This is a genomic window from Vicinamibacteria bacterium (assembly GCA_035620555.1).
GTDB lineage: Bacteria > Acidobacteriota > Vicinamibacteria > Marinacidobacterales > SMYC01 > DASPGQ01.
Genome location: DASPGQ010000478.1, coordinates 1 through 17968, shown reverse-complemented (window position 1 = coordinate 17968; position 17968 = coordinate 1). Strand labels below are relative to the sequence as shown.

17 protein-coding genes are annotated in these 17968 nt (G+C 62.3%); 10 read left to right on the top strand and 7 right to left on the bottom strand.

Annotated elements, in window-relative coordinates; all coding sequences use genetic code 11:
* Positions 1-75 precede the first annotated feature (75 nt).
* Entirely contained in the window at positions 76-1209 is a 1134-nt protein-coding gene (locus VEK15_19300; GenBank protein ID HXV62854.1) for a hypothetical protein, read from the top strand.
* Between the two features lie 349 nt (positions 1210-1558).
* Positions 1559-1948, top strand: a complete 390-nt coding sequence (locus VEK15_19295; protein HXV62853.1) for a PIN domain-containing protein — start codon at positions 1559-1561, stop codon at positions 1946-1948.
* 159 nt (positions 1949-2107) lie between these two features.
* On the opposite strand, the gene VEK15_19290 is transcribed toward VEK15_19295, so the two are convergent.
* Positions 2108-2959, bottom strand: coding sequence for an alpha/beta hydrolase-fold protein (locus VEK15_19290; GenBank protein ID HXV62852.1), 852 nt, complete (start codon positions 2957-2959; stop codon positions 2108-2110).
* A 154-nt stretch (positions 2960-3113) separates the two neighbouring features.
* Here VEK15_19290 and VEK15_19285 point away from each other — a divergent pair, with 154 nt between their 5' ends.
* Positions 3114-3653: a hypothetical protein gene (locus VEK15_19285; GenBank protein ID HXV62851.1), complete on the top strand. Its 540-nt coding sequence runs from the start codon at positions 3114-3116 to the stop codon at positions 3651-3653.
* Here VEK15_19285 and VEK15_19280 read toward each other — a convergent pair.
* Positions 3585-5078: a winged helix-turn-helix domain-containing protein gene (locus VEK15_19280; protein ID HXV62850.1), complete on the bottom strand. Its 1494-nt coding sequence runs from the start codon at positions 5076-5078 to the stop codon at positions 3585-3587. The two genes, VEK15_19285 and VEK15_19280, sit on opposite strands and share 69 nt — an antisense overlap.
* A 125-nt stretch (positions 5079-5203) precedes the next feature.
* Here VEK15_19280 and VEK15_19275 point away from each other — a divergent pair, with 125 nt between their 5' ends.
* Entirely contained in the window at positions 5204-5671 is a 468-nt protein-coding gene (locus VEK15_19275; GenBank protein ID HXV62849.1) for a hypothetical protein, read from the top strand.
* Between the two features lie 2 nt (positions 5672-5673).
* A complete protein-coding gene (locus tag VEK15_19270) occupies positions 5674-5808 on the top strand; it encodes a hypothetical protein (GenBank protein ID HXV62848.1) in 135 nt (44 codons plus the stop codon).
* Between the two features lie 334 nt (positions 5809-6142).
* Here VEK15_19270 and VEK15_19265 read toward each other — a convergent pair whose 3' ends face one another.
* The 3 genes from VEK15_19265 to VEK15_19255 form a co-directional block, all read right to left on the bottom strand.
* Positions 6143-7408, bottom strand: coding sequence for a tetratricopeptide repeat protein (locus VEK15_19265; protein HXV62847.1), 1266 nt, complete (start codon positions 7406-7408; stop codon positions 6143-6145).
* A 130-nt stretch (positions 7409-7538) separates the two neighbouring features.
* Entirely contained in the window at positions 7539-8789 is a 1251-nt protein-coding gene (locus VEK15_19260; GenBank protein ID HXV62846.1) for a valine--pyruvate transaminase, read from the bottom strand.
* Entirely contained in the window at positions 8786-9628 is an 843-nt protein-coding gene (locus tag VEK15_19255) for a hypothetical protein (protein ID HXV62845.1), read from the bottom strand. The genes VEK15_19260 and VEK15_19255 overlap by 4 nt, the downstream gene beginning before the upstream one ends.
* A 143-nt stretch (positions 9629-9771) precedes the next feature.
* Between VEK15_19255 and VEK15_19250 the strand changes: the two genes are divergently transcribed.
* Entirely contained in the window at positions 9772-11295 is a 1524-nt protein-coding gene (locus tag VEK15_19250) for a DUF4388 domain-containing protein (GenBank protein HXV62844.1), read from the top strand.
* 4 nt (positions 11296-11299) lie between these two features.
* Here VEK15_19250 and VEK15_19245 read toward each other — a convergent pair whose 3' ends face one another.
* Positions 11300-11542: a GlsB/YeaQ/YmgE family stress response membrane protein gene (locus tag VEK15_19245; GenBank protein ID HXV62843.1), complete on the bottom strand. Its 243-nt coding sequence runs from the start codon at positions 11540-11542 to the stop codon at positions 11300-11302.
* A gap of 244 nt (positions 11543-11786) precedes the next feature.
* Between VEK15_19245 and VEK15_19240 the strand changes: the two genes are divergently transcribed.
* Together VEK15_19240 and VEK15_19235 are read left to right on the top strand one after the other, a co-directional pair.
* Positions 11787-12377, top strand: coding sequence for a hypothetical protein (locus tag VEK15_19240; GenBank protein ID HXV62842.1), 591 nt, complete (start codon positions 11787-11789; stop codon positions 12375-12377).
* Between the two features lie 33 nt (positions 12378-12410).
* On the top strand, positions 12411-14723 hold the full coding sequence (locus VEK15_19235; GenBank protein HXV62841.1) for a penicillin acylase family protein: 2313 nt from the start codon (positions 12411-12413) through the stop codon (positions 14721-14723).
* Between the two features lies 1 nt (position 14724).
* Here VEK15_19235 and VEK15_19230 read toward each other — a convergent pair whose 3' ends face one another.
* Positions 14725-15705: a 2Fe-2S iron-sulfur cluster-binding protein gene (locus VEK15_19230; protein ID HXV62840.1), complete on the bottom strand. Its 981-nt coding sequence runs from the start codon at positions 15703-15705 to the stop codon at positions 14725-14727.
* 91 nt (positions 15706-15796) lie between these two features.
* Between VEK15_19230 and VEK15_19225 the strand changes: the two genes are divergently transcribed.
* Complete coding sequence (locus VEK15_19225; protein HXV62839.1) at positions 15797-16408, top strand: AAA family ATPase; 612 nt, start codon at positions 15797-15799, stop codon at positions 16406-16408.
* Between the two features lie 245 nt (positions 16409-16653).
* Positions 16654-17968, top strand: a 1315-nt coding sequence (locus VEK15_19220; GenBank protein ID HXV62838.1) for a radical SAM protein, incomplete at its 3' end; no start/stop codon positions are given.

The following is a 17968-nucleotide window of genomic DNA, read 5'->3' as shown; positions in this document are numbered from 1 at the left end:
GTCGGGAAGAATTCCTTCCGTCGCCGTGACCTCAATCGTCCCCTTCGCTACAATCTGCCGCAGGAGGAACGGCGGATGGGCATCTCACTCCTCGCGGCTCGTAAGGCGTTCGAGTTCACGATCTACCTCTGGGGTCTGCCTGAAGTGGACGACCCCGAGGTCGTTGCTCGCGCCGTGGCGAAGGCGGGCTTCACGCTAGTCGACGGCGACCGGGAGACGATCGACGTCTTCGCGAAGTACGGCTTGAAGGTCATGGTGCGCGATCCGAGCCCCGATGTCGTCGCGGCACTCCAATCGCATCCGGTGCTCTGGGGCTATCATCTGGCTGACGAGCCCTACCCGGAAGAGGCGTTTTTCCCCCTCGCGGAGAAAAAGCGCGAGCTTCGCGCCATCGACTCTGATCCGTACTATTTCGTCAACATGCTCTCCACCACCGGGGAATTCCTTCGAACTTACATCGCCACGTTCGAGCCCGAGATCCTGAGCTTCGACTACTACCAGTGGTGGTGGGGAAGCGACCGCTACTTCGAGAAGCTCGAGGAGTTTCGGGATCAAGCCGTGCTTGCGGGCATTCCACTGGGAAGCTGTATCGAGGTGGACGCAAACCCCGGCATCGAGCGGGGCGACCGCACTTATCTCGCCGACAACCGCGCGAAGCTCAGGCAGAGCGTCTACACCAACCTCGCCTACGGCGTGAAAGCGATCGAATGGTTCTCGGCCGGTATCCTCTTCGAGCCGGGAACGACGAAGCTCGCGCCCTGGGGAGAGGATGTCGCCGCTATCAATCGCGAGATCGCCAAGGTCGGGCCGGAGCTCGCCAGGCTCCGATCCATCGATGTCTACCACACGGCTCCCCTTCCCCGCGGCACGAGCGAGGCGCCCAAGGAGCACTGGGTTCAGCTCATCGGCGAGGAGGATCGTGCTGGACTCGTATACGGCATGTTCGAGGACGAGGAAGGTACGGACTACGTCCTCGTCGCCAACCGGGACTACGATGACTCGCAGAGCGTCACCGTGAGGCTGCAGTCCAAATGGCTGGGTATCGCTCCCTGGCACGAGGCGAAGCGCTATTCGTACGGCGTCGAAAGGCTCGATGGGGCCTCGGGAGGCTGGGAGACCGTGAGCAGCACCTCTTTCGTGGGATTCACCTTCGTCCTCGACGCCGCCGACGGTGAGCTCTTTCGCATCACCACGAGGCTCGAGCCATGACGCCCCCCACGGAGTCAATCGGCAAACGATCCTCGAGCCCACCTAGCAAGGCACACCAGGAACCCTTTGGACAAGCTGCCTAGGGTTTGTAGCACTTATGCTACAATCTAACTATGAAGACGATCCAGCAACGCACTCTACGCAACGAAAGCGCCAAGATCCTGCGCGAAGCCGAGGCTGGACAACGTTTCATCATCACTGTGAACGGTCGTCCTGTCGCGGTCCTCGGTCCGTATGAGCGCCGTCAGTGGGTCGCCGCTCGGGCAGTCCATGAGCTTCTCGCAACTCCCACCGATCCAACGTTAATAAACGATCTGCGAAGCGTGGAGCCTGAGCTTTTGAGCGACCCGTGGCAACGGTGAGAGGACTCCTGGATACCTCGGTCGTTATCGCGACGGAGGCATCCGAGCTGCCGGCTGAGGCAGCTATCTCAGCAGCCACTTTGGCCGAGCTTCATTTCGGAGTCCACCTCGCGAAGGACCACGAGATTCGCACTCTCAGAGTTCGCCGCTTGACGGAGATTGAGGCGCGCTTCACCGCGCTGCCCATCGACGAAGGAGTAGCTCGGGCCTACGGCGAGCTCGCGGCCATCACCCTTCGCGCTGGGCGCAAGGTACGTACCAGGGTGGTCGACCTCTTCATCGCGGCAACCGCCCGCGTGCACGCCGTACCCCTGTACACGAAGAATCTCGCTGACTTCAAACCGTTCGCTGAGCAGATCGAGATCCGGAAGGCGTAGCTTTCCGGCGCGCGAAGGTGCCGGGAACCCGAGGGAACGCTGGAAACCGGGATTTCCTCTCGAGCCGGTCAACGCGCCCGCTGGATTTTCCGGCAGCCCAGAGCCATTGACACGAACGCTCACCGGCCGATGGATCGGCACGTCGACCGAGGTTGAGCCCTATCGCGCCTGCGCTTCGTCGTCGTTCAGCAGCCAGCGGAGGCCGGCAAGAAATGCTCCCGGTCCAGCCGAAAAGTGGGTGTGGCCGTCCAACGTGATGGCCCGCAACTCCCACGGCTTGCTGACGCCATCATTCGACCAATGCTGAATCCACTCCAGTGCGGGTTCACGAAACCGCGGATCATCCAGACTCCCACTCGCAACGAACACCCTTCCTCCGCTCGGCGGCATGGCACCCTCGCCTTGCCACGACAGGAAAAACGGCAAATTCCTATGGAGGGCAGGATTGCTCGCGATATGCCCCCAAAACAACCCGGGTCGGGTCAGTGATGTATAAAGAACGAACTGTCCTCCGAGCGACTGTCCGAACAGGATGCGGCGATCGGCGCGGCTGCGGAACTGCTCCTGGATCAACGGGAACAAGCGCTCGGAAAGAAAACGCTGGAACACTTGGGCGCCCCCCCAATTCTCTCGCTCCGTGGAGGGCGCGGTGAAATCGGTGCTGCGCCGGTTGCCCTCCCGCTCGTCATGGGTCCCGTAGGAAATGCCGACGACGATGGCTTCCGGCATCTCTTCGCCAAGCGCGAGATAGCTGTAATAGGCCGACAGCAGCGGAAAAGTGATACCTCCATCGAGCAGATAGATCGTAGGGTACGTCGAGTCATCCGACAGGTCGTAGCTCGCGGGGAGGCTGACAAAGATGTGATAGCTGCGCTCGGGCTCCTTGGTTTCCAAGAGGTGGTATCGCACATCTCCCAGGCCCTCGAGCTTGCTGACATCGACCGAATCGCCTCCTGCGGACGCACCCGAAACGGAGCTACCCAAGAAAACGAGCGTGAGCAAGGCCCTCATCAGCACCTCCACGCTCCGTATGTTGTGCTTCGGACCCCGATGGGTCAAGCGACCCGGCTGGACCGACGGACGGGATGAAGATTTGCGAAACCTTTGCGGCTATTTTGCGCTCTCCTCTATGGCTTCCGCAGACTGCCCGGCCTATAAAGCCGCCATGCGAAGCAACCTACTCTTTCTCTTCCCTCTTCTCGTTATCGCCGGGACGGGCGTCCGGAGCGTGGAAGCCCAGCCCGCGCCGGACTGGGTCGTCGCCAATTGGAAGAATCTAATCGGCGTGTGGATTGCCGACAACAGCGCTTACAAGACCGAGGAGGCGTCGATGGACTCCTTTGGACTCGAGTGGACCTGGGGCATCGGCAACCAGAGTCTGGTGGGCCGGCTCTATGGGATCAAAGACGGTGAGGAAGTCGCGACGTTCTGGGAGTTCCGCGAGTTCTGGCACCCGGGGGAGCAACGTCTGTTGACGACTCAGTTCGGGCGCGACGGAACCTACGGTGCGGGCCCTCATCATCAGAACGCCGACGGTTCGACGGAAATGCTACAGACGTTCTACGACGCGGCGACCGGCCGTGCGACTCGCGTCGGTCATCGCGCGGTGCTGAAGGCCGACGAGCATACGACCCAGTCATTCGACGTCGACGAGAGCGGCACCTGGAAAGAGCGGAGAACGTATATCTGGCGCCGACAACGCTGAGCCGATTCCACCTCGGTGAACTCGTTGCAGCAGCTTCTCGAAGCGCGGCTCCGACCGCAAGGTGTAGAGCTCTGGGAAGGAGGGTAAAAAGACGAGCAAGGGCGCTCGATGTGCGAATGCCAGCTCGAGGTGATCCAAAGCCTGGGCTCGATTGCCGAGCGCGGCATGGCGCAGGCCGAGCGACAGGGCGAGCTCACCCGCGGAGACGGCCTCAGCCCGTGTGCGAATACGCTCCAGGTCCCAGTGGCGCCAGAACGCAACGACGTCTTTGGGCTCTGCGCCGTCGATGCGCTCCGGTTCGGTCCCTGGCGCCCAGCCCATGTGCAGCAAAACCTGCGCCGATTGCGCGGCTTCGTCCCAGCGCGCCAGGCGCTCGTTGGCGAGAACGGCGAACACGTGGGCGGGCGGGAACTCCGGCGCGACCTCGATGACCCGCGTTGCCTCTTCCGCAGCGCGCTCGTTCAGTCCGGCCGCCAGATAGAAGAACGCGAGATCGGCGCGAACGTAGTAAGCGGCCGGATCGAGAGCAACGGCGCGCTCGGCCTCCGCGATCGCCGCTTCGTGGTCGCCGGCGGCGGAAAAGTAAGTCGCCGCGGCGAGCGCGGTTCGCGCATCTTGCGCCGATGCGCCAGCGGTGGCGCGGTCGAGCCATTTGCGGGAAGCGGCAAGATCCCAGTCGAGAAACAACGCCGCCATCGCCATGACCCGAAGCGCGGGGACGTTCTCCGGCTCGACCGAAAGCGCACGCTCGGACACCGCACGCGCTTGCGTCACGCCGTCGCGAAAGACGATGAGCCCGGCGAAGCTCATGTCCATCAGCACGTCCCCTTCCTCGGCCAACGCCATTGCGTGCCCGGGGTCGAGAGCGAAAGCCTCCCGAAACGCCGCGCGCGCGGCGAGAAGGTCTTCGTTGCCGCGTCCCGTGAGATACCGCGCGTGGAGATACTTGCCACGACGGATCAACGACAGAGCTTGCGGCCTCGCCGGAGACAGGGCGGCTGACTCTGGTGCATCCGGACGCGACCACATCGAAACGCCAGCAACGGCGATTGTCATCAAAACCGTGCCGACCGCCCAGAGGGCCAGCGACCGGCGGCTGCCGAGCGACCGCTTTCGCGCCAACAGCCGGTAGCCCACCCGGGGGATGGTCTCGATGTATCGCGGTGCGGCCGCCGAATCGCCTAGCGCCCTCCGCAAGCTCGTCACCGCGCTGTTGAGGTTGTTGTCGAAATCGACGAATGTATCGTCCGACCATAACCGCTTCCGGAGCACGTCCCGCGTCACGACGGAGCCGTCCGCCTTCTTGAGGGCGAGCAGCACGCGAAACGGTTTCTCCGCCAGGCGAATGCGACGGCTGCCTCGACACAGCTCGTGCGAGCCCTCGTCGAGGCGGAATCCGTCGTCGTCGAGCGTCAGTCGAGCCATGGCGAATCGACTCGATCGTAGCGCGCCAGCAACGCTGATGAAAAAGCGACTCCACGCTCGGAACGCAGTACGGGAATAAAGTACCGACTCTCGCTGTACTCTCCAAAGAAACTGAAGGAGGACACATGCCGTCGCTGCTTCTTCTCGTATCGTTGCTCGCTCAGCCCGTCGACTCCTCATCGCTCACCCCGCTCGAGCTCGAGCTCGTCAGCTCGCATCACGCCTCAGGAGCCGAAGAGGAGCGTGCGACCCATAAGCTCTACCTGGTCGCGAACGGGACGAGAATGACCACGCTGCGATCGGGGCGCGAGGTCGCCGTTTCCGGGGCGGACGGGGTGCAGTATCGAAACGTCGGTTTGAACCTCCAGGGGCGCGCCAGCCAGACCGGCGAGCGCTTTCGTATCCATCTGAAGTTCGAGCGAAGCGCGCTCGGCGACCCCGACGCGGCGGGGAATCCCACATTTCTCACCTTCAGCTCGCAAAGCGAGATCTGGGCGAGCGACGGCGAGACCATCGACGTCGCCGCCGGCCCGGATCCGGGGACGGGTGCTCGGTGGAGCCTTCGCGTTACCGTCCGGGTTCTGGAGCGCTGAGGATGCATTTTGCAGGTACGGGCTACGTCGGTCCCTCGTTGGCGCGAACCCGCTTCGCCACGTCAGGGGTGAGCACCGTCACCTTCGTCGCTCTCGCGCTATACGCGCTCGGTCTCTTTGAGACGATCTCGAGCTAGGTCTCCGAGCGAATGCGAGAGCTCGGCATCCGTCTCGCGCTGGGGCGCGGGTCGCGGTCGAGTCGTCGGGACATAGCTCGGCGGAGCCTCGCGATCGTGGCCGTTGGAATCGCCGCCGGTCTCGTCCTCGCGTCGTTCCTAGGGCGGCGGATGTCGAGCCTACTCTTCGACATCGGTCCCCGGGACCCGGCAACTCTCTCTCATCGCAGCGGTCGTCGTCTTCCTGGCGGTGGCCACCGGAGCCAGCTACCTTCCGGCCCGCTGCGCGGCGAGAATCGACGCGGCCGCGACGCTGCGACGAATGACGAGGACCCGAGCCTAGCCTAGCTCCGATTCAGATCTCCGCGAGTCGACGTTTCGCTTCGGTATAGGCGAGCGCGCGCTCCAGACCGTTGGCGCTGGAGTCCACGACCGACTGGTAAGCGCTTCTTGCCTTGTCTTCCTCACCCAAACGATCGTAGGCGCGAGCGAGAAGGAGCGTTTGGAAGGGGTCGTCGGTGTTGCCCTGCTTCAGATGCTCAACCGCCTTCTGAGTCTCTCCTTTTTCCAGCATCAAGTAGCCGACGAGATAATGATACGCCGTGAGATACTGCTGGGCTCCCTCGCCGCCATCCTCGATCATCTTCCGGATTTCCTCGGCAACGCCCCAGGCCTCCTCGTGCTTTCCCATTTTCGACAGAACGCGGCAGCGGCCATGGAGCAGGCGGCCGAGCCAGAGCTGTTTCTGATCCTCGGGCAGGCTGCTTCCCGGCACGCTCTCGTAGCCTTTCTCGTAGGCATCCATCGCCTTGGCCAGGCGCCCGTTCTCGAGGCTGATGCGGGCGATCGAGTTCCAGATGAACACTTCGGGGAAGCCTTGCGCTGCCCCGCTGTCACGGTACTCGGCGAGATAGGTCTCGAGAGATTCGATCGCCGCGTCGACATTGTCCTCGTAGAGGTAGCTGAAAGTCACACCGTAGCGAATGGGCGCGGGAGCCGCGCCCTCCGGCAGCTCTTTTTCGATGGACTCGAACGAAGCCCGCGCCTTCTCGTATTCGCCCTGCATCAGGTCGTCGTTGGCGAGAAACGAACGGGCACGCTGGCTCGGTGGTCCGATGGCCTGCGCCCTCTCGAACGCGCTGCGCGCCTTCTCGCCATTCTGTGTGCCAAGATAAATCTGCCCGAGGATCATCTGGACGAGCCGCTCGTCCGGGTAGTCAAAGGCGAGCTTCTCCAGGGGATCGATGGCAGCCTGAAAGTTCGCCCCGCCGTTCGCCCGAGCCAAGGACATCGCTTCGATGAACCGGCGCTCCCCATCCGATGCGGCCCTGGAAAGCTCCACCGCCCGTTCGAGCTGCTCTTCCGCCTCGGGCGAGGGCACGACCGCCGACAGGTAATAGACTCCCATCGCGAAATTCGGATCGGCCGCCACGAGCTTTCTGGCAACGTCGACGGTGCCGGCTCCCAGCTGGAAATTCTCGATCCGAGCCTGAAGCTCGGTGATGAGCGCTTTCGCCTCGGCCGACTGGGTGCTCCATTCGAACTTCTTCACTGCTCCAAAGCCAGGGGACGCGAGAAGACTCGCAAGCAAGAGCCCGTGCAGTACGCGTGCTACGCTCATTGGACCTCCCATTTTTTGAATCGATGATTCAAGGTTTTGAAGCGGCGAGCTCCCACACGCTTCCTCCATCCCAAGCAGCTACGTACGGGAGGCGCTTCGGGTTCCCGATCGAGTCGGGGGGGTGGGACTCTCAGCGAAACGCCGCGCGGATCTCTTCGGCAACGAGGCCTAGCCCGCGGCGCACGACGGGATCGCTCCCGGCGTAATTGATCCGGATGCACTCGTTGCGATGGCGCCAGTCCTCTTCGAGGCCGGGAAAGAAGTGGTGACCGGGCACGACGAGAACGTTGCGAGCTTTGAGCCTTTCGTACAAGTCCTGCGACGAGATCGGCATGCCTTCGAACCAGAGCCAGAGGAAGAAGGTCCCTTCGGGCACGTGAACACGGTAAGGAAGTCCTCTGAAGGACTCACGCACCCACTCGAGCGCTTGCCGCGACTTGCGCTCGTAGAATGGGCGAACGACCCGTCGAGCCACGTCGAGTATCTCACCGCTCTTGACGAGCTCGAGGGCTAGAAACGCGCCGAAGCTACCTGGCGCCAGCGAGACGATGGCGTTCAAGGTCGATATCGCTCGAATCGTCTCCTCGTCGGCGATCACGATGCCCGTGCGAGCTCCGGGAAGTCCCAGCTTCGAGAGGCTCATCGTCAGGATCACGTTCTCGTCCCAGACTGGCTCGGCGTCATTGAAGACGATGTCGGGAAAAGGAGTCCCGTAGGCGTTGTCAACGATGAGGGGAATCGCCCGGCCGCGAGCCAGCTCGGAAAGCCGGGCGAGCTCCCCTCCGGTCAGAACGTTGGCGGTCGGGTTCGTCGGTCGCGAGACACAGATGGCGGCGACGTCGTCGCCCAGGGAAAGGGCCTCGAAATCGATGTGGTACTTGAAGAGGTCGGGGGGAATGAGCTCGATCTCTGGCCTGCGCGAAACAAACATGTCGGGCTCGATACCTACATCGCCGTAACCAATGTATTCGGGGGCGAGGGGAAAGAATATTCGGCGACGGCACCCGTCCTCACTTTGCCCCGCGAGCAAGTTGAAGAGGAAGAAGAAGGAGGTCTGGCTCCCGCTCGTCAAAGCGATGTTGGAATCCGCGAGCTTCCAGGCAAACTGGTTCTTCAACAGACGGGCGAGGGCTTCGATGAACTCTCGATTCCCCCGAGGCGAATCGTAGCTCCCGATGAGCCTCTCGAGCTCGTCACCGGAGTCGAGAGCGTTTCGAACCCGCTTTCTGAAGAGGCTCTCGACCTCGGGGATTCGTGCCGGATTGCCGCCACCTAGCGCAAGGACCGGGGAATCGGCAGAAGCGGCCTCTCCGAGATCGTTCATGAGCCGGAGTATTCCCGACTCCCGCGTGAACTTCGCGCCGAACCGAGAACGCTTCACGGATGGCGATCGGTTTGCCCTGGATCGATCCGAGGCATGACCGAGGGACAGGGCTCTCGCGAAGGACGACCGGTGGTCTCGAAATCGAGAAAGGTCGTGGCGGCGTAGGTGACCAGACCCACGATCCCGTCCTCTTTGCTGGTATCTACCGTCGCATGCTCGACGAACATCTGATGCCGCTCTCCCGGGCGAAGCTTGTCCTTCGAGATCGTGTAGGACTTGGCTCGGTAATCGAGATGACCCGTTCCTTCGAATGGACGGCCGCTGTGCACCGTTTTTTCTCCGTGACAATCACCCGCCACGACGAATAGCAGATCGTCGAGGATTCCATTGGGATCCGGGCGCGCCCGGGTAAACTCACTCCAGCTCACGATCAGATCCGCGTCCGAGTCAACCGCCGCGGGCGAAACGGGTCGTCCTTCCTGGCTCAGGCTGATCCACACGGGTTCCGGAATCCGCGAGCTGCCTTTCCCCGTCCCTTGCACGTGGAGAACGCGCCCCTCGACGGTACCGCCCGGCGTCTCGAAACGAAATCGGTAAGGTCCGTTGGGGTAGGAACGGTCGAGATCGGCCTCGTCGTCATACCTTCCACCATGCAGCTCGAGCACATGGCCGAGATCCTCGAATTTCTGGCGGTCACCGTTCGGAAACGCGAGCTCCGCCTGGGTCACCCGGCCTCCTTCCTTCGGGAAGATCTCGGCGAAGAAATGATAGTTGAGAAGCTCGAGCTCATTAGAGCCGGTCTGACGGTGGTTGGTCGTCTTCCCCATGACGAGAAAGCGGAGATGCTCATCGGGTCCGAAAACGCCGAGAGCTATGAGGAGCGAGACGGTAATCACGCCGCAAGCGTAGCATGGAACCCCGAACGCTATGGGACAAAACCCACGATGTCGGGGCGATGCGCCCCTTGCCAGGCCCTAGGATCAACGACTTAGAACTGTCCGATGGTGGCACGGAGATTGTATGGCCGATCGGAAGTCGAATGATGGAAGTACCCGTAGAACCCCAGTTCAATCTTCTTGCGAGTGAGGGATCGCTTTCCCAAGTGGCCTTGGCGGAAGTGCTCAAGACTGTTGCGCTCAACGAGCTGAGCGGAACGCTCGAGGTGAGCTCGGGCCGTGTCGCGAAATCCGTCTATTTCGACCGAGGATTCGTGGTCTTTGCGGGAAGTAACGCGGATACCGATCGGCTCGGCCATCTACTGGTCCGGAGAGGACGCATTACCGAGGACGACCTCGCTGCCGCTTTGAGTCTCGTTGGAGAAAGACGTCGAATCGGGGAGGCCCTGGTGGGCAAGGGATTTCTCAGCGAGGACGAGCTCGGCGAGGCATTGGCCTATCAGGCCCGCGCGATCGTCTCCTCTCTTTTCGCCGCCGAGGGCACGTATCGTTTCGAGGAGCAGGAATGCCCGATCGCTCTGGATCTCCGGTTGAGCCTTTCGATCTATCGGATCCAGCTCGAGGGAGTCCGGCTCATGACGAATGGGGAGCTCATCGGAAAATCGCTTCCTTCGCTCGATACCGAGTTAGTGCTCTCCTCCTGCCCTCCGTTCAGCTTCGAAGATGTTCGCTTCCTTCCCGAGGAGCTTCTGGTGATGGAGGCGGCACAAAAGAAACGACCGGTGGAAGGCATTCTGCAACGGGTTCCCAAGAAACGCAGCACCGTTCTCCGAACCGTCTATGGACTTCTGTCCGCAGGCGTTCTGGAGACGGTGGCCGATCGGACGGTTACCCCGCTCAAGGTGCAGGAGGAAACCGGCACGTTCCTGCTTTCCCAGATCGATAGTGAAGCGGATGCCGTTCAGACGGTCGACGAGAGGCAGCAGCTGCTCCTCGCTTTCGAGAACACCGAGCACGCCTCCGCCTGCGAGCTTCTCGGCGTGGCACCGGATGCCTCGGAGGAGGAAATCCGCCGGGCCTACGTGATCAGACAAGAAGAGTGGGAGTCCGAGCAAAGGAAGTTCCAAAGCGAGGAAACCCTCTTTCTCAAGGTAGAGGAAATCCGGGCGAGACTCGACCGCGCGAAGGCCAAGCTCCTGGAAGAACGGGCACCTGTCGCCGGAACCCCGAAATCCACGGTAGCGGCATTCCGTTCCGTCGAAGACCGGGACGAAGTCAAACGCCTCTTGAAAGAGGTGAAACTGAGAAAGATCGTCAACGACAGGGAAGGCGTGATCTCGTTCCTGTACGAGATCGTGAAGCTCGCTCCTCAGAATGCGAAGTTCGAGGCCATGCTGGCCCAAGCCCTCGCGTCACATCCGGTGATGAGAGCCAAGGCGGAGCGGCACTTCAGAAAGGCGCTGTCGCTCGATCCGCAGAACGCAGAGCTCCACTATCTCCTCGGCCGCTACTACTTGTCGTTCGACATGAAGAATCGCGCGCTCGCCGAGTTCAAGACCGCCCTGCGCATCGACCCGAGGCTCTCGCAGGCGAGAAGCGCACTCGTCGATCTCAAGGCGAGCGACGATACGTCGCTCCAGCGCAAGCTGAAACAGCTCTTCGCTTAGGATTCTAGGCTTTCTTCAGCTGCCCCACGATCCACAGGAGCACGACGGCACCCACCGTCGCCGTCACGAGGGAGCCGATGGTTCCACTCGAGGATATTCCGAAGGCGCCGAACAAGAATCCGCCGACGACGGCGCCGATGACGCCAACGACGAGATTCCCCGCCAGCCCGAAGCCCCGGCCCTTCATAATCTGACCCGCGAGCCAGCCCGCTGCCAGCCCGATGATGAGAAAATAAATGAGGTTCACCTTTTCCCTCCTTTTGCCGGGGTACTCATATCACAGGAACGACAAAACAACGACAGAGAACGACGATCCAGTTGATCATTCCCCGCCGATCCGATTACGCTAATAAATGGTAGGTTGTCTCGCGGCGAGGCGTCAGACGGTCGGCGAAACGCGCAGGCCATCTCGACTCTCGAGCCGCCGGGTTGGGGAATAGTGGGTACCGATCTCGACGGTGTCCTTCACGACAGAGAATGGAGCAACGCGAATGAACAGGCACGCGATCCCGACTCTCCTCGCAGCGATCTTCCTGGGAGTCCTCATCACCGTAGTGGGTGTCGGCGCGGAACTGGTGGCGGCGAAGGAACCAGCCATCAGCGCCGGCCAGACGAGCAGCGCCGGCGTGTACACCATCGATTGCACCGGCACCAAGGCCTGTGAAGGTCAGATTCATGATTGCCCGCCCGGCCGGCCCTGTCTCATCATCTGTGACGGCCTCGACGCCTGCGACGATGGCATCTTCAATTGTCCCGCAGGCTTTCCCTGTACGGTCACGTGCGAGGAAAAAGACGCTTGCGGGGATTCCACTCTGAATTGCAGTGGGGACGCCCCATGCAGCATGGAGTGCGGGACCCACTACGCGGCCTGCGAAGGGGCCTATGTCGCCTGCAGCAGTGGCCCCTGCGAAGCGACATGCAAAGGCAGCCAGGCGCCCATGATGGGCGACTGCGACCAAGCGAGCCGATGCACCGAATGCGGGAACGGGACTTTCGGCATGGGCGAACAACCGCCGACCTGCACTCCGTCGACGTCACCGACAAAGGTCGGGTCGCTACCGGGTCTTCCAGACCTTCCCTGAGAACCGTTCCGCTGAAGGAAAGTTGAGACCCGCTTGAAGCGGATCGGCTTGGTGCTCGCCGCCCTGCTGATCGTCGCCGGCGTCTCGACCTACCATCGCTTCTCGCGGAGCCTGCCGAAGCTCGATGGGGAAATCGAGCTAGCGGGTCTCTCGGCACCGGTGACGCTCGAACGTGACGCTCTTGGAGTCGCAACCCTTCGCGGCGCGAATCGGATGGACTTGTCCCGGGCTCTGGGCTTCGTCCACGCCCAGGAGCGTTTCTTCCAGATGGACTTGATGAGGAGAAGCGCCGCGGGAGAGCTTGCCGCCCTTCTGGGCAAAGACGCTCTTTCCATCGATCGAAGCCGGCGAATCCATCGCATGCGGGCGCGGGCCGAGCGAGTCCTGACCCGCGCCGGCCCGCGAGAGCGCGAGCTGGTTACGTCTTACGCGGATGGCGTCAACGCCGGTCTCGCATCTCTCGGTGCGTCGCCGTTCGAATACCTCTTGCTCCGCCAGCAACCTTCCCCATGGACGCCCGAGGACTCGGTCCTCGTCGTCTACTCGATGTTCTTCCAGCTCAACGACGAGACCGGGCGCGATGATGCCGACGTCGGCTTGATGTTCGACGTGCTTCCACGCGAGCTGGCGGAATTTCTGACGCCAGCGGGAACGGAGTGGGACGCTCCGGTCGAGGGTGAGCCTCTCGAAGTGGCGCCCATACCCGCCGTCGACTCGGGGGGAGAGGTCGGGGCCGAGCGGCCCAGTGATCACGATCCGACGAGTGAGCTCGGAAGCAACAACTGGGTCGTCTCCGGCAAGAAGACGGCCCATGGCGGGGCGATCCTCGCGAGCGATATGCACCTGGGTCACGCCGTTCCCAACATCTGGTTTCGGGCACTCCTCGAGTGGGGAGCGAATCGTATCGTCGGGGTGACGCTTCCCGGGACCCCGAGCCTGGTCGCCGGCAGCAACGGCCACATTGCCTGGGGCTTCACGAACTCCAACGGAGATTGGGTCGATCTCGTCGAGATCGAGGTCGACGACGACGACCCGGGCCGGTATCGTACGCCGGCCGGCTGGGAGAGCTTCGTCGTGCATCACGAGCGGATCGACGTCGAGGGAGCCGAGCCCGAATTGCTGGAAGTGCGCGAGACCATCTGGGGGCCTCTCATCGATGAGGATCACCGGGGGCGTCCTCGAGCCGTCCGATGGATCGCCCATGACGCTCGAGCCGTCAACATGGAGCTGGGAAAGCTCGAGACCACGGACGACCTCGACGAGGCCTTGCGCGTGGCCGGAGGCAGCGGCATTCCCCCTCAGAACTTCGTTTGCGCCGACCGCGGTGGCGCGATCGGATGGACGATCGCCGGTGCCATACCGCGGCGGGCCGGTTTCGACGGGCGACTTCCGGGCTCGTGGGCCGATGGTGCGCGGCGATGGGATGGCTATCTCGCTCCCGAGGAGCATCCGCGCATCGTCGATCCTGAAACCGGCGCCATCTGGACGGCGAACGCTCGCGTCGTCGGCGGGGACGCTCTCGACGCCATCGGTGATGGCGGCTACTCGCTCGGGGCCCGGGCACGCCAGATTCGAGACTCTCTCCTGTCACTCGAACTGGCGAGTGAGGCCGACATGCTCGCCATCCAGCTCGATGACCGCGCCCTGCTTCTCGAACGGTGGAGGACGCTCTTTCTCGAGATCTTGCGGGAGCGAGAAAATCTCGTGAACGTGAGGCGGTTCATCGATGAAAGTTGGACCGGACGGGCGTCCATCGATTCCGTCGGGTACCGGCTCGTGCGCGATCTACGCCAGGCGGTTTTCGAGCACGTCATAGGTGCGCTCACCGAACCGGCGCGTCAGGCGGACGAACGGTTTCGCCTGTCGGGGCTCCGGCAGTGGGAAGGACCTTTGTGGAAGCTCGTCACCGAGAAACCACCGCATCTCGTTCCTCATCCGTACCGGAGCTGGGAGGAAGCACTTGCCGGTATCGTTGCCCGGAGAGCCTCGCAGTGGACCGAGCCGTTGTCGACGAGGACCTGGGGCGCTCGGAACGTATCGGCGATCCGCCATCCCTTGAGTCCCGCCATTCCGTTGCTTTCGCGCTGGCTGGACATGCCCGAGAGGGCTCTACCGGGCGACAGCGACATGCCGCGGGTTCAGAGCCCGTCCCACGGCGCCTCGGAGCGTCTCGTGGTGGCGCCGGGACGCGAAGAGCAGGGGCTTTTCCACATGCCAGGCGGGCAGAGCGGGCATCCTCTATCGCCGTACTACGGGGCGGGACACGAGGATTGGGAGGAAGGCCGCCCCACACCCCTGCTGCCCGGCCCGACTCGCTACGAGCTCGTTCTGACGCCTTCCCCGTAGCTCAAGCGAGGCCCATTTTCTTGCGGCCCTCGTCGTGACGACGGTTCAGCTCCCCGTTCCAGGGCGGGATCGATATCGTTACGTCGCCGTGGCATTCCGTCTGGCACGAAAGGCGAATCGGCGGTCTCGGGTCCTCGCCGTTGACGGTGTCGTAGCCGAAATAGCGGAGTCGCTCTTTCTCGAAAGCGGAGATCTCGGAGAGTTTCTCGCGTCCGGAAAGAACCCCCACCCAGCAGTAACCACATGAGCCGACTCGGCATTCGACGGGAATGGGGCCATCGACCCGACGGTAATCGAGACTCCGATAATCGCCCTCGTCCGCGGCGGCGGCCATGGCCAGATCCTGGCCGTTGATCGCGCGAAAACTCGCGCGCCGCGCCTCGTCCCAGCGTACCTCCCATCGCCGATCGGCGCCGCGAAGAAAAGGAAAGAGGCCGTCACGGCTCTGTCGTCGGCGAGCTGCCATCACTTTCGCCGGGTCGGTCTTCAGCAAAGGACCTTCGGCGGAGCGCGCGGCGACGCGGGCGAGAGCCTCGTGCCCAGATTGTCGCAGCATCATGAGGCCGACGGCGCTGATCCCGATAACGAGGTCCTCGCTCGTCCCCGCGGCCTCGGCCGAGCGCGCGGCGACGTCTCGAATCGTGCGGGCGAGCGAGCGACCAGGCTCCGAGTGCCGAAGGATGGCCTCTTTCACGTCCACCCAGAAATGGGCGCCATAGAGAAAGCCGACGGCGGTGTCGAGCTGATCTTCGAGCCGCCAATTTCCCTCGAGGTCCATCAGTCGAGCCGTCTCCTGGACGTCACGTGGATTGCCCGACAAAGCCTCGTGGAGGTCGAGCGGCCAGAAGGCGAACCATATTCTCGTTGCTTCCCGATCCACGGGATGGATCGATGGGCCGAGCTCGTCGAGAGCCTCGATCCAGTCGGATTGAGCCAGCCCTTCGAGAAATTCGACCAATCGAGTGGACTCCATGACCGTCATGATGCCTCTTTCTTTCGAGCCCACATCCTAGCACGGGCGACCCGAAGGCCGAGCTAGTGCCGTTCCCCGATTTGTGCTAGCGTCTTCCGCGATGGCGCTCACGCATTATCTCAAGATACTGGCTCACCCGGTATTCACCGGCTTGAACTTCCACATGCCCATGGTCGTGGATCTCTCCCACCCGCTCATCATGCTGAAGGGCGAGAATGGCTCGGGAAAGTCGACGCTGCTCCACGCGCTGCACTACGCGCTCAAAGGCGAGGAGGTCGAAGGCTACGTCTACCGCACGGAATTTCCCGACCTCGATTCCGGGAAAGTTTTCCTCTTCGACGCGGAGCAGCACAACCCGAGGAACCGACTAGATCTCTTCGAGCACGAGCCACGGATGCGGGAGTTTCTCCAGATCGCGAGTCACGGCCAGGTGATGCTGTCTCTGTTTCGCGAGAGCTTCCCCAAGTTGCCCAACGGCACGGTCCTCTTGCTGGACGAGCCGGAGATGGCCCTGAGCCAGTCAAACCAGAGGCGCATTCTGAAGATGTTGATGGAGCTTGCCGATCAGAAGGACTTTCGCATCGTGACGGCGACCCACTCGCCCATCCTCATCGAAGCCAAAGAAACCTACGTCATCGATCTGGACCGGCACGTCAATCGCAACATCATTCCCGATGACATGGGCGTCGAGGGACAGAGCACTCTGCACTAGCAGGATTTTCGCTACCATAGTCGCAATTTATTCGTCATAAACGAGTTAGCCTCTCCTCGACCCAACCCACCCACGCAGGAGCCATTCACTCCTCAAAAGGGACCAAAAAACGACCGATCTGGCTAATTCGTTGACAAATGTTGGCTTATGCCGAGCGCACTGGGTATTCTCCACGCTGTTGCTCGGCCGGGGGTCCCCCGTATCCACTGGCCACCGTCTTAATGACATTTTCTTAGGAGAGTCGAATGCATCGCCCCGTAAAGTACTTCGAAAAGGCCCTCACGGTCGCCGCCAACGGCGCCTTCCGGGCATTCGAACGGCTGAATCGGATCCGCCCCAACCCCACGTTCACACCGGCCTGGTCGGACAAGCCGCTTTTGAAGTCCTGGCAGAAGACCAAGCCGACGCTCGGCTGGCCCCGCACGACCGACTCGCTCTGCCCGAAGTGCATACCCGAGGCCCGGACCAAGATCTTGAACGGCGAGGGGGACTTGAATGCCCTCGTGAACGAGAAGGTCGGCGAGATCAAAGCTCAGGTCATCGAGCGCGACGGCGGGATCTGGATGGTGAAGGATTGTCCCATCCACGGCCATTTCGAGGACGTGATGGCCATCGATGTCGAGTTTTTCAAACACCTCGAGGACGTGTTCCCCGGCCGAGACATCCGGGCTCATAACGACGAAAAGCTCCACAAGCACGGCAGCAGCACGATCAAGCACGGGCGCGGCTCGGTGCTGACGATCGATCTGACCAACCGCTGCAACATGATGTGCGATCCGTGCTTCATGGACGCCAACCAGGTGGGCTTCGTGCACGAGCTGACCTGGGACGACATCAAGACGCTGCTCGACAATGCCATCACGATTAAGCCGAAGCGCCAGATGTCGGTGCAGTTCTCCGGAGGCGAGCCTACGCTATCGCCTTACTTTCTCGATGCGGTCCGTTACGCGCGGAAAGTCGGCTACATCAGCACCCAGGCGGCGACCAACGGTATCGAGTTCGCAAAGAGCGCCGAGTTCGCCCGGGAGGCGGCGTCCGCGGGGCTTCGTTACGCCTACCTCCAGTTCGACGGCATCGGAAACGCGGCAAACTCGCACCGTCACGTGGGCAATCTCTTCGACGTCAAGATCCAGGCCATAGAGAATCTCTACAACAACGGCGTCGATATCGTCCCGGTGACGACGCTCATCAACGGCGTCAACAACGAGCAAGTCGGATCGCTCATCCGCTTCGCGCTCGACAACCCGAAGAAGATCCCCTTCCTCTCGTTTCAGCCGGTTTCGTTCACCGGCCGTGACGAAGCCGTGACTACGGAGCGGCGATTCGCCCAAAGATACACGCTGTCCCACCTGGCCCATGACGTCAAGAAGCAGACGGGTCTCGGAGAGCCGGCGCGAGACTGGTTTCCCATCTCCTTCCTGGGAACGTTCTCCGACTGGGCGGACCTGGTGCACGGCCCGAGCCGCGAGTGGGGCCAATTCAGCTGTGGCTGCCACCCGAACTGCGGCGTCGGCATGGCGGTGATGGTCGACAAGGAGACGAAGGAGTCGGCACCGGTCA

What these genes read in the sequence shown, in the direction of transcription:
- VEK15_19265 (HXV62847.1), bottom strand. Translation starts at nt 7,408, where the DNA reads ATGAGCGTAGCACGCGTACTGCACGGGCTCTTGCTTGCGAGTCTTCTC.
- VEK15_19300 (HXV62854.1), top strand. Translation starts at nt 76, where the DNA reads ATGGGCATCTCACTCCTCGCGGCTCGTAAGGCGTTCGAGTTCACGATC.
- VEK15_19225 (HXV62839.1), top strand. Translation starts at nt 15,797, where the DNA reads ATGGCGCTCACGCATTATCTCAAGATACTGGCTCACCCGGTATTCACC.
- VEK15_19275 (HXV62849.1), top strand. Translation starts at nt 5,204, where the DNA reads ATGCCGTCGCTGCTTCTTCTCGTATCGTTGCTCGCTCAGCCCGTCGAC.
- VEK15_19250 (HXV62844.1), top strand. Translation starts at nt 9,772, where the DNA reads ATGATGGAAGTACCCGTAGAACCCCAGTTCAATCTTCTTGCGAGTGAG.
- VEK15_19280 (HXV62850.1), bottom strand. Translation starts at nt 5,078, where the DNA reads ATGGCTCGACTGACGCTCGACGACGACGGATTCCGCCTCGACGAGGGC.
- VEK15_19285 (HXV62851.1), top strand. Translation starts at nt 3,114, where the DNA reads ATGCGAAGCAACCTACTCTTTCTCTTCCCTCTTCTCGTTATCGCCGGG.
- VEK15_19240 (HXV62842.1), top strand. Translation starts at nt 11,787, where the DNA reads ATGAACAGGCACGCGATCCCGACTCTCCTCGCAGCGATCTTCCTGGGA.
- VEK15_19290 (HXV62852.1), bottom strand. Translation starts at nt 2,959, where the DNA reads ATGAGGGCCTTGCTCACGCTCGTTTTCTTGGGTAGCTCCGTTTCGGGT.
- VEK15_19270 (HXV62848.1), top strand. Translation starts at nt 5,674, where the DNA reads ATGCATTTTGCAGGTACGGGCTACGTCGGTCCCTCGTTGGCGCGAACC.
- VEK15_19230 (HXV62840.1), bottom strand. Translation starts at nt 15,705, where the DNA reads ATGACGGTCATGGAGTCCACTCGATTGGTCGAATTTCTCGAAGGGCTG.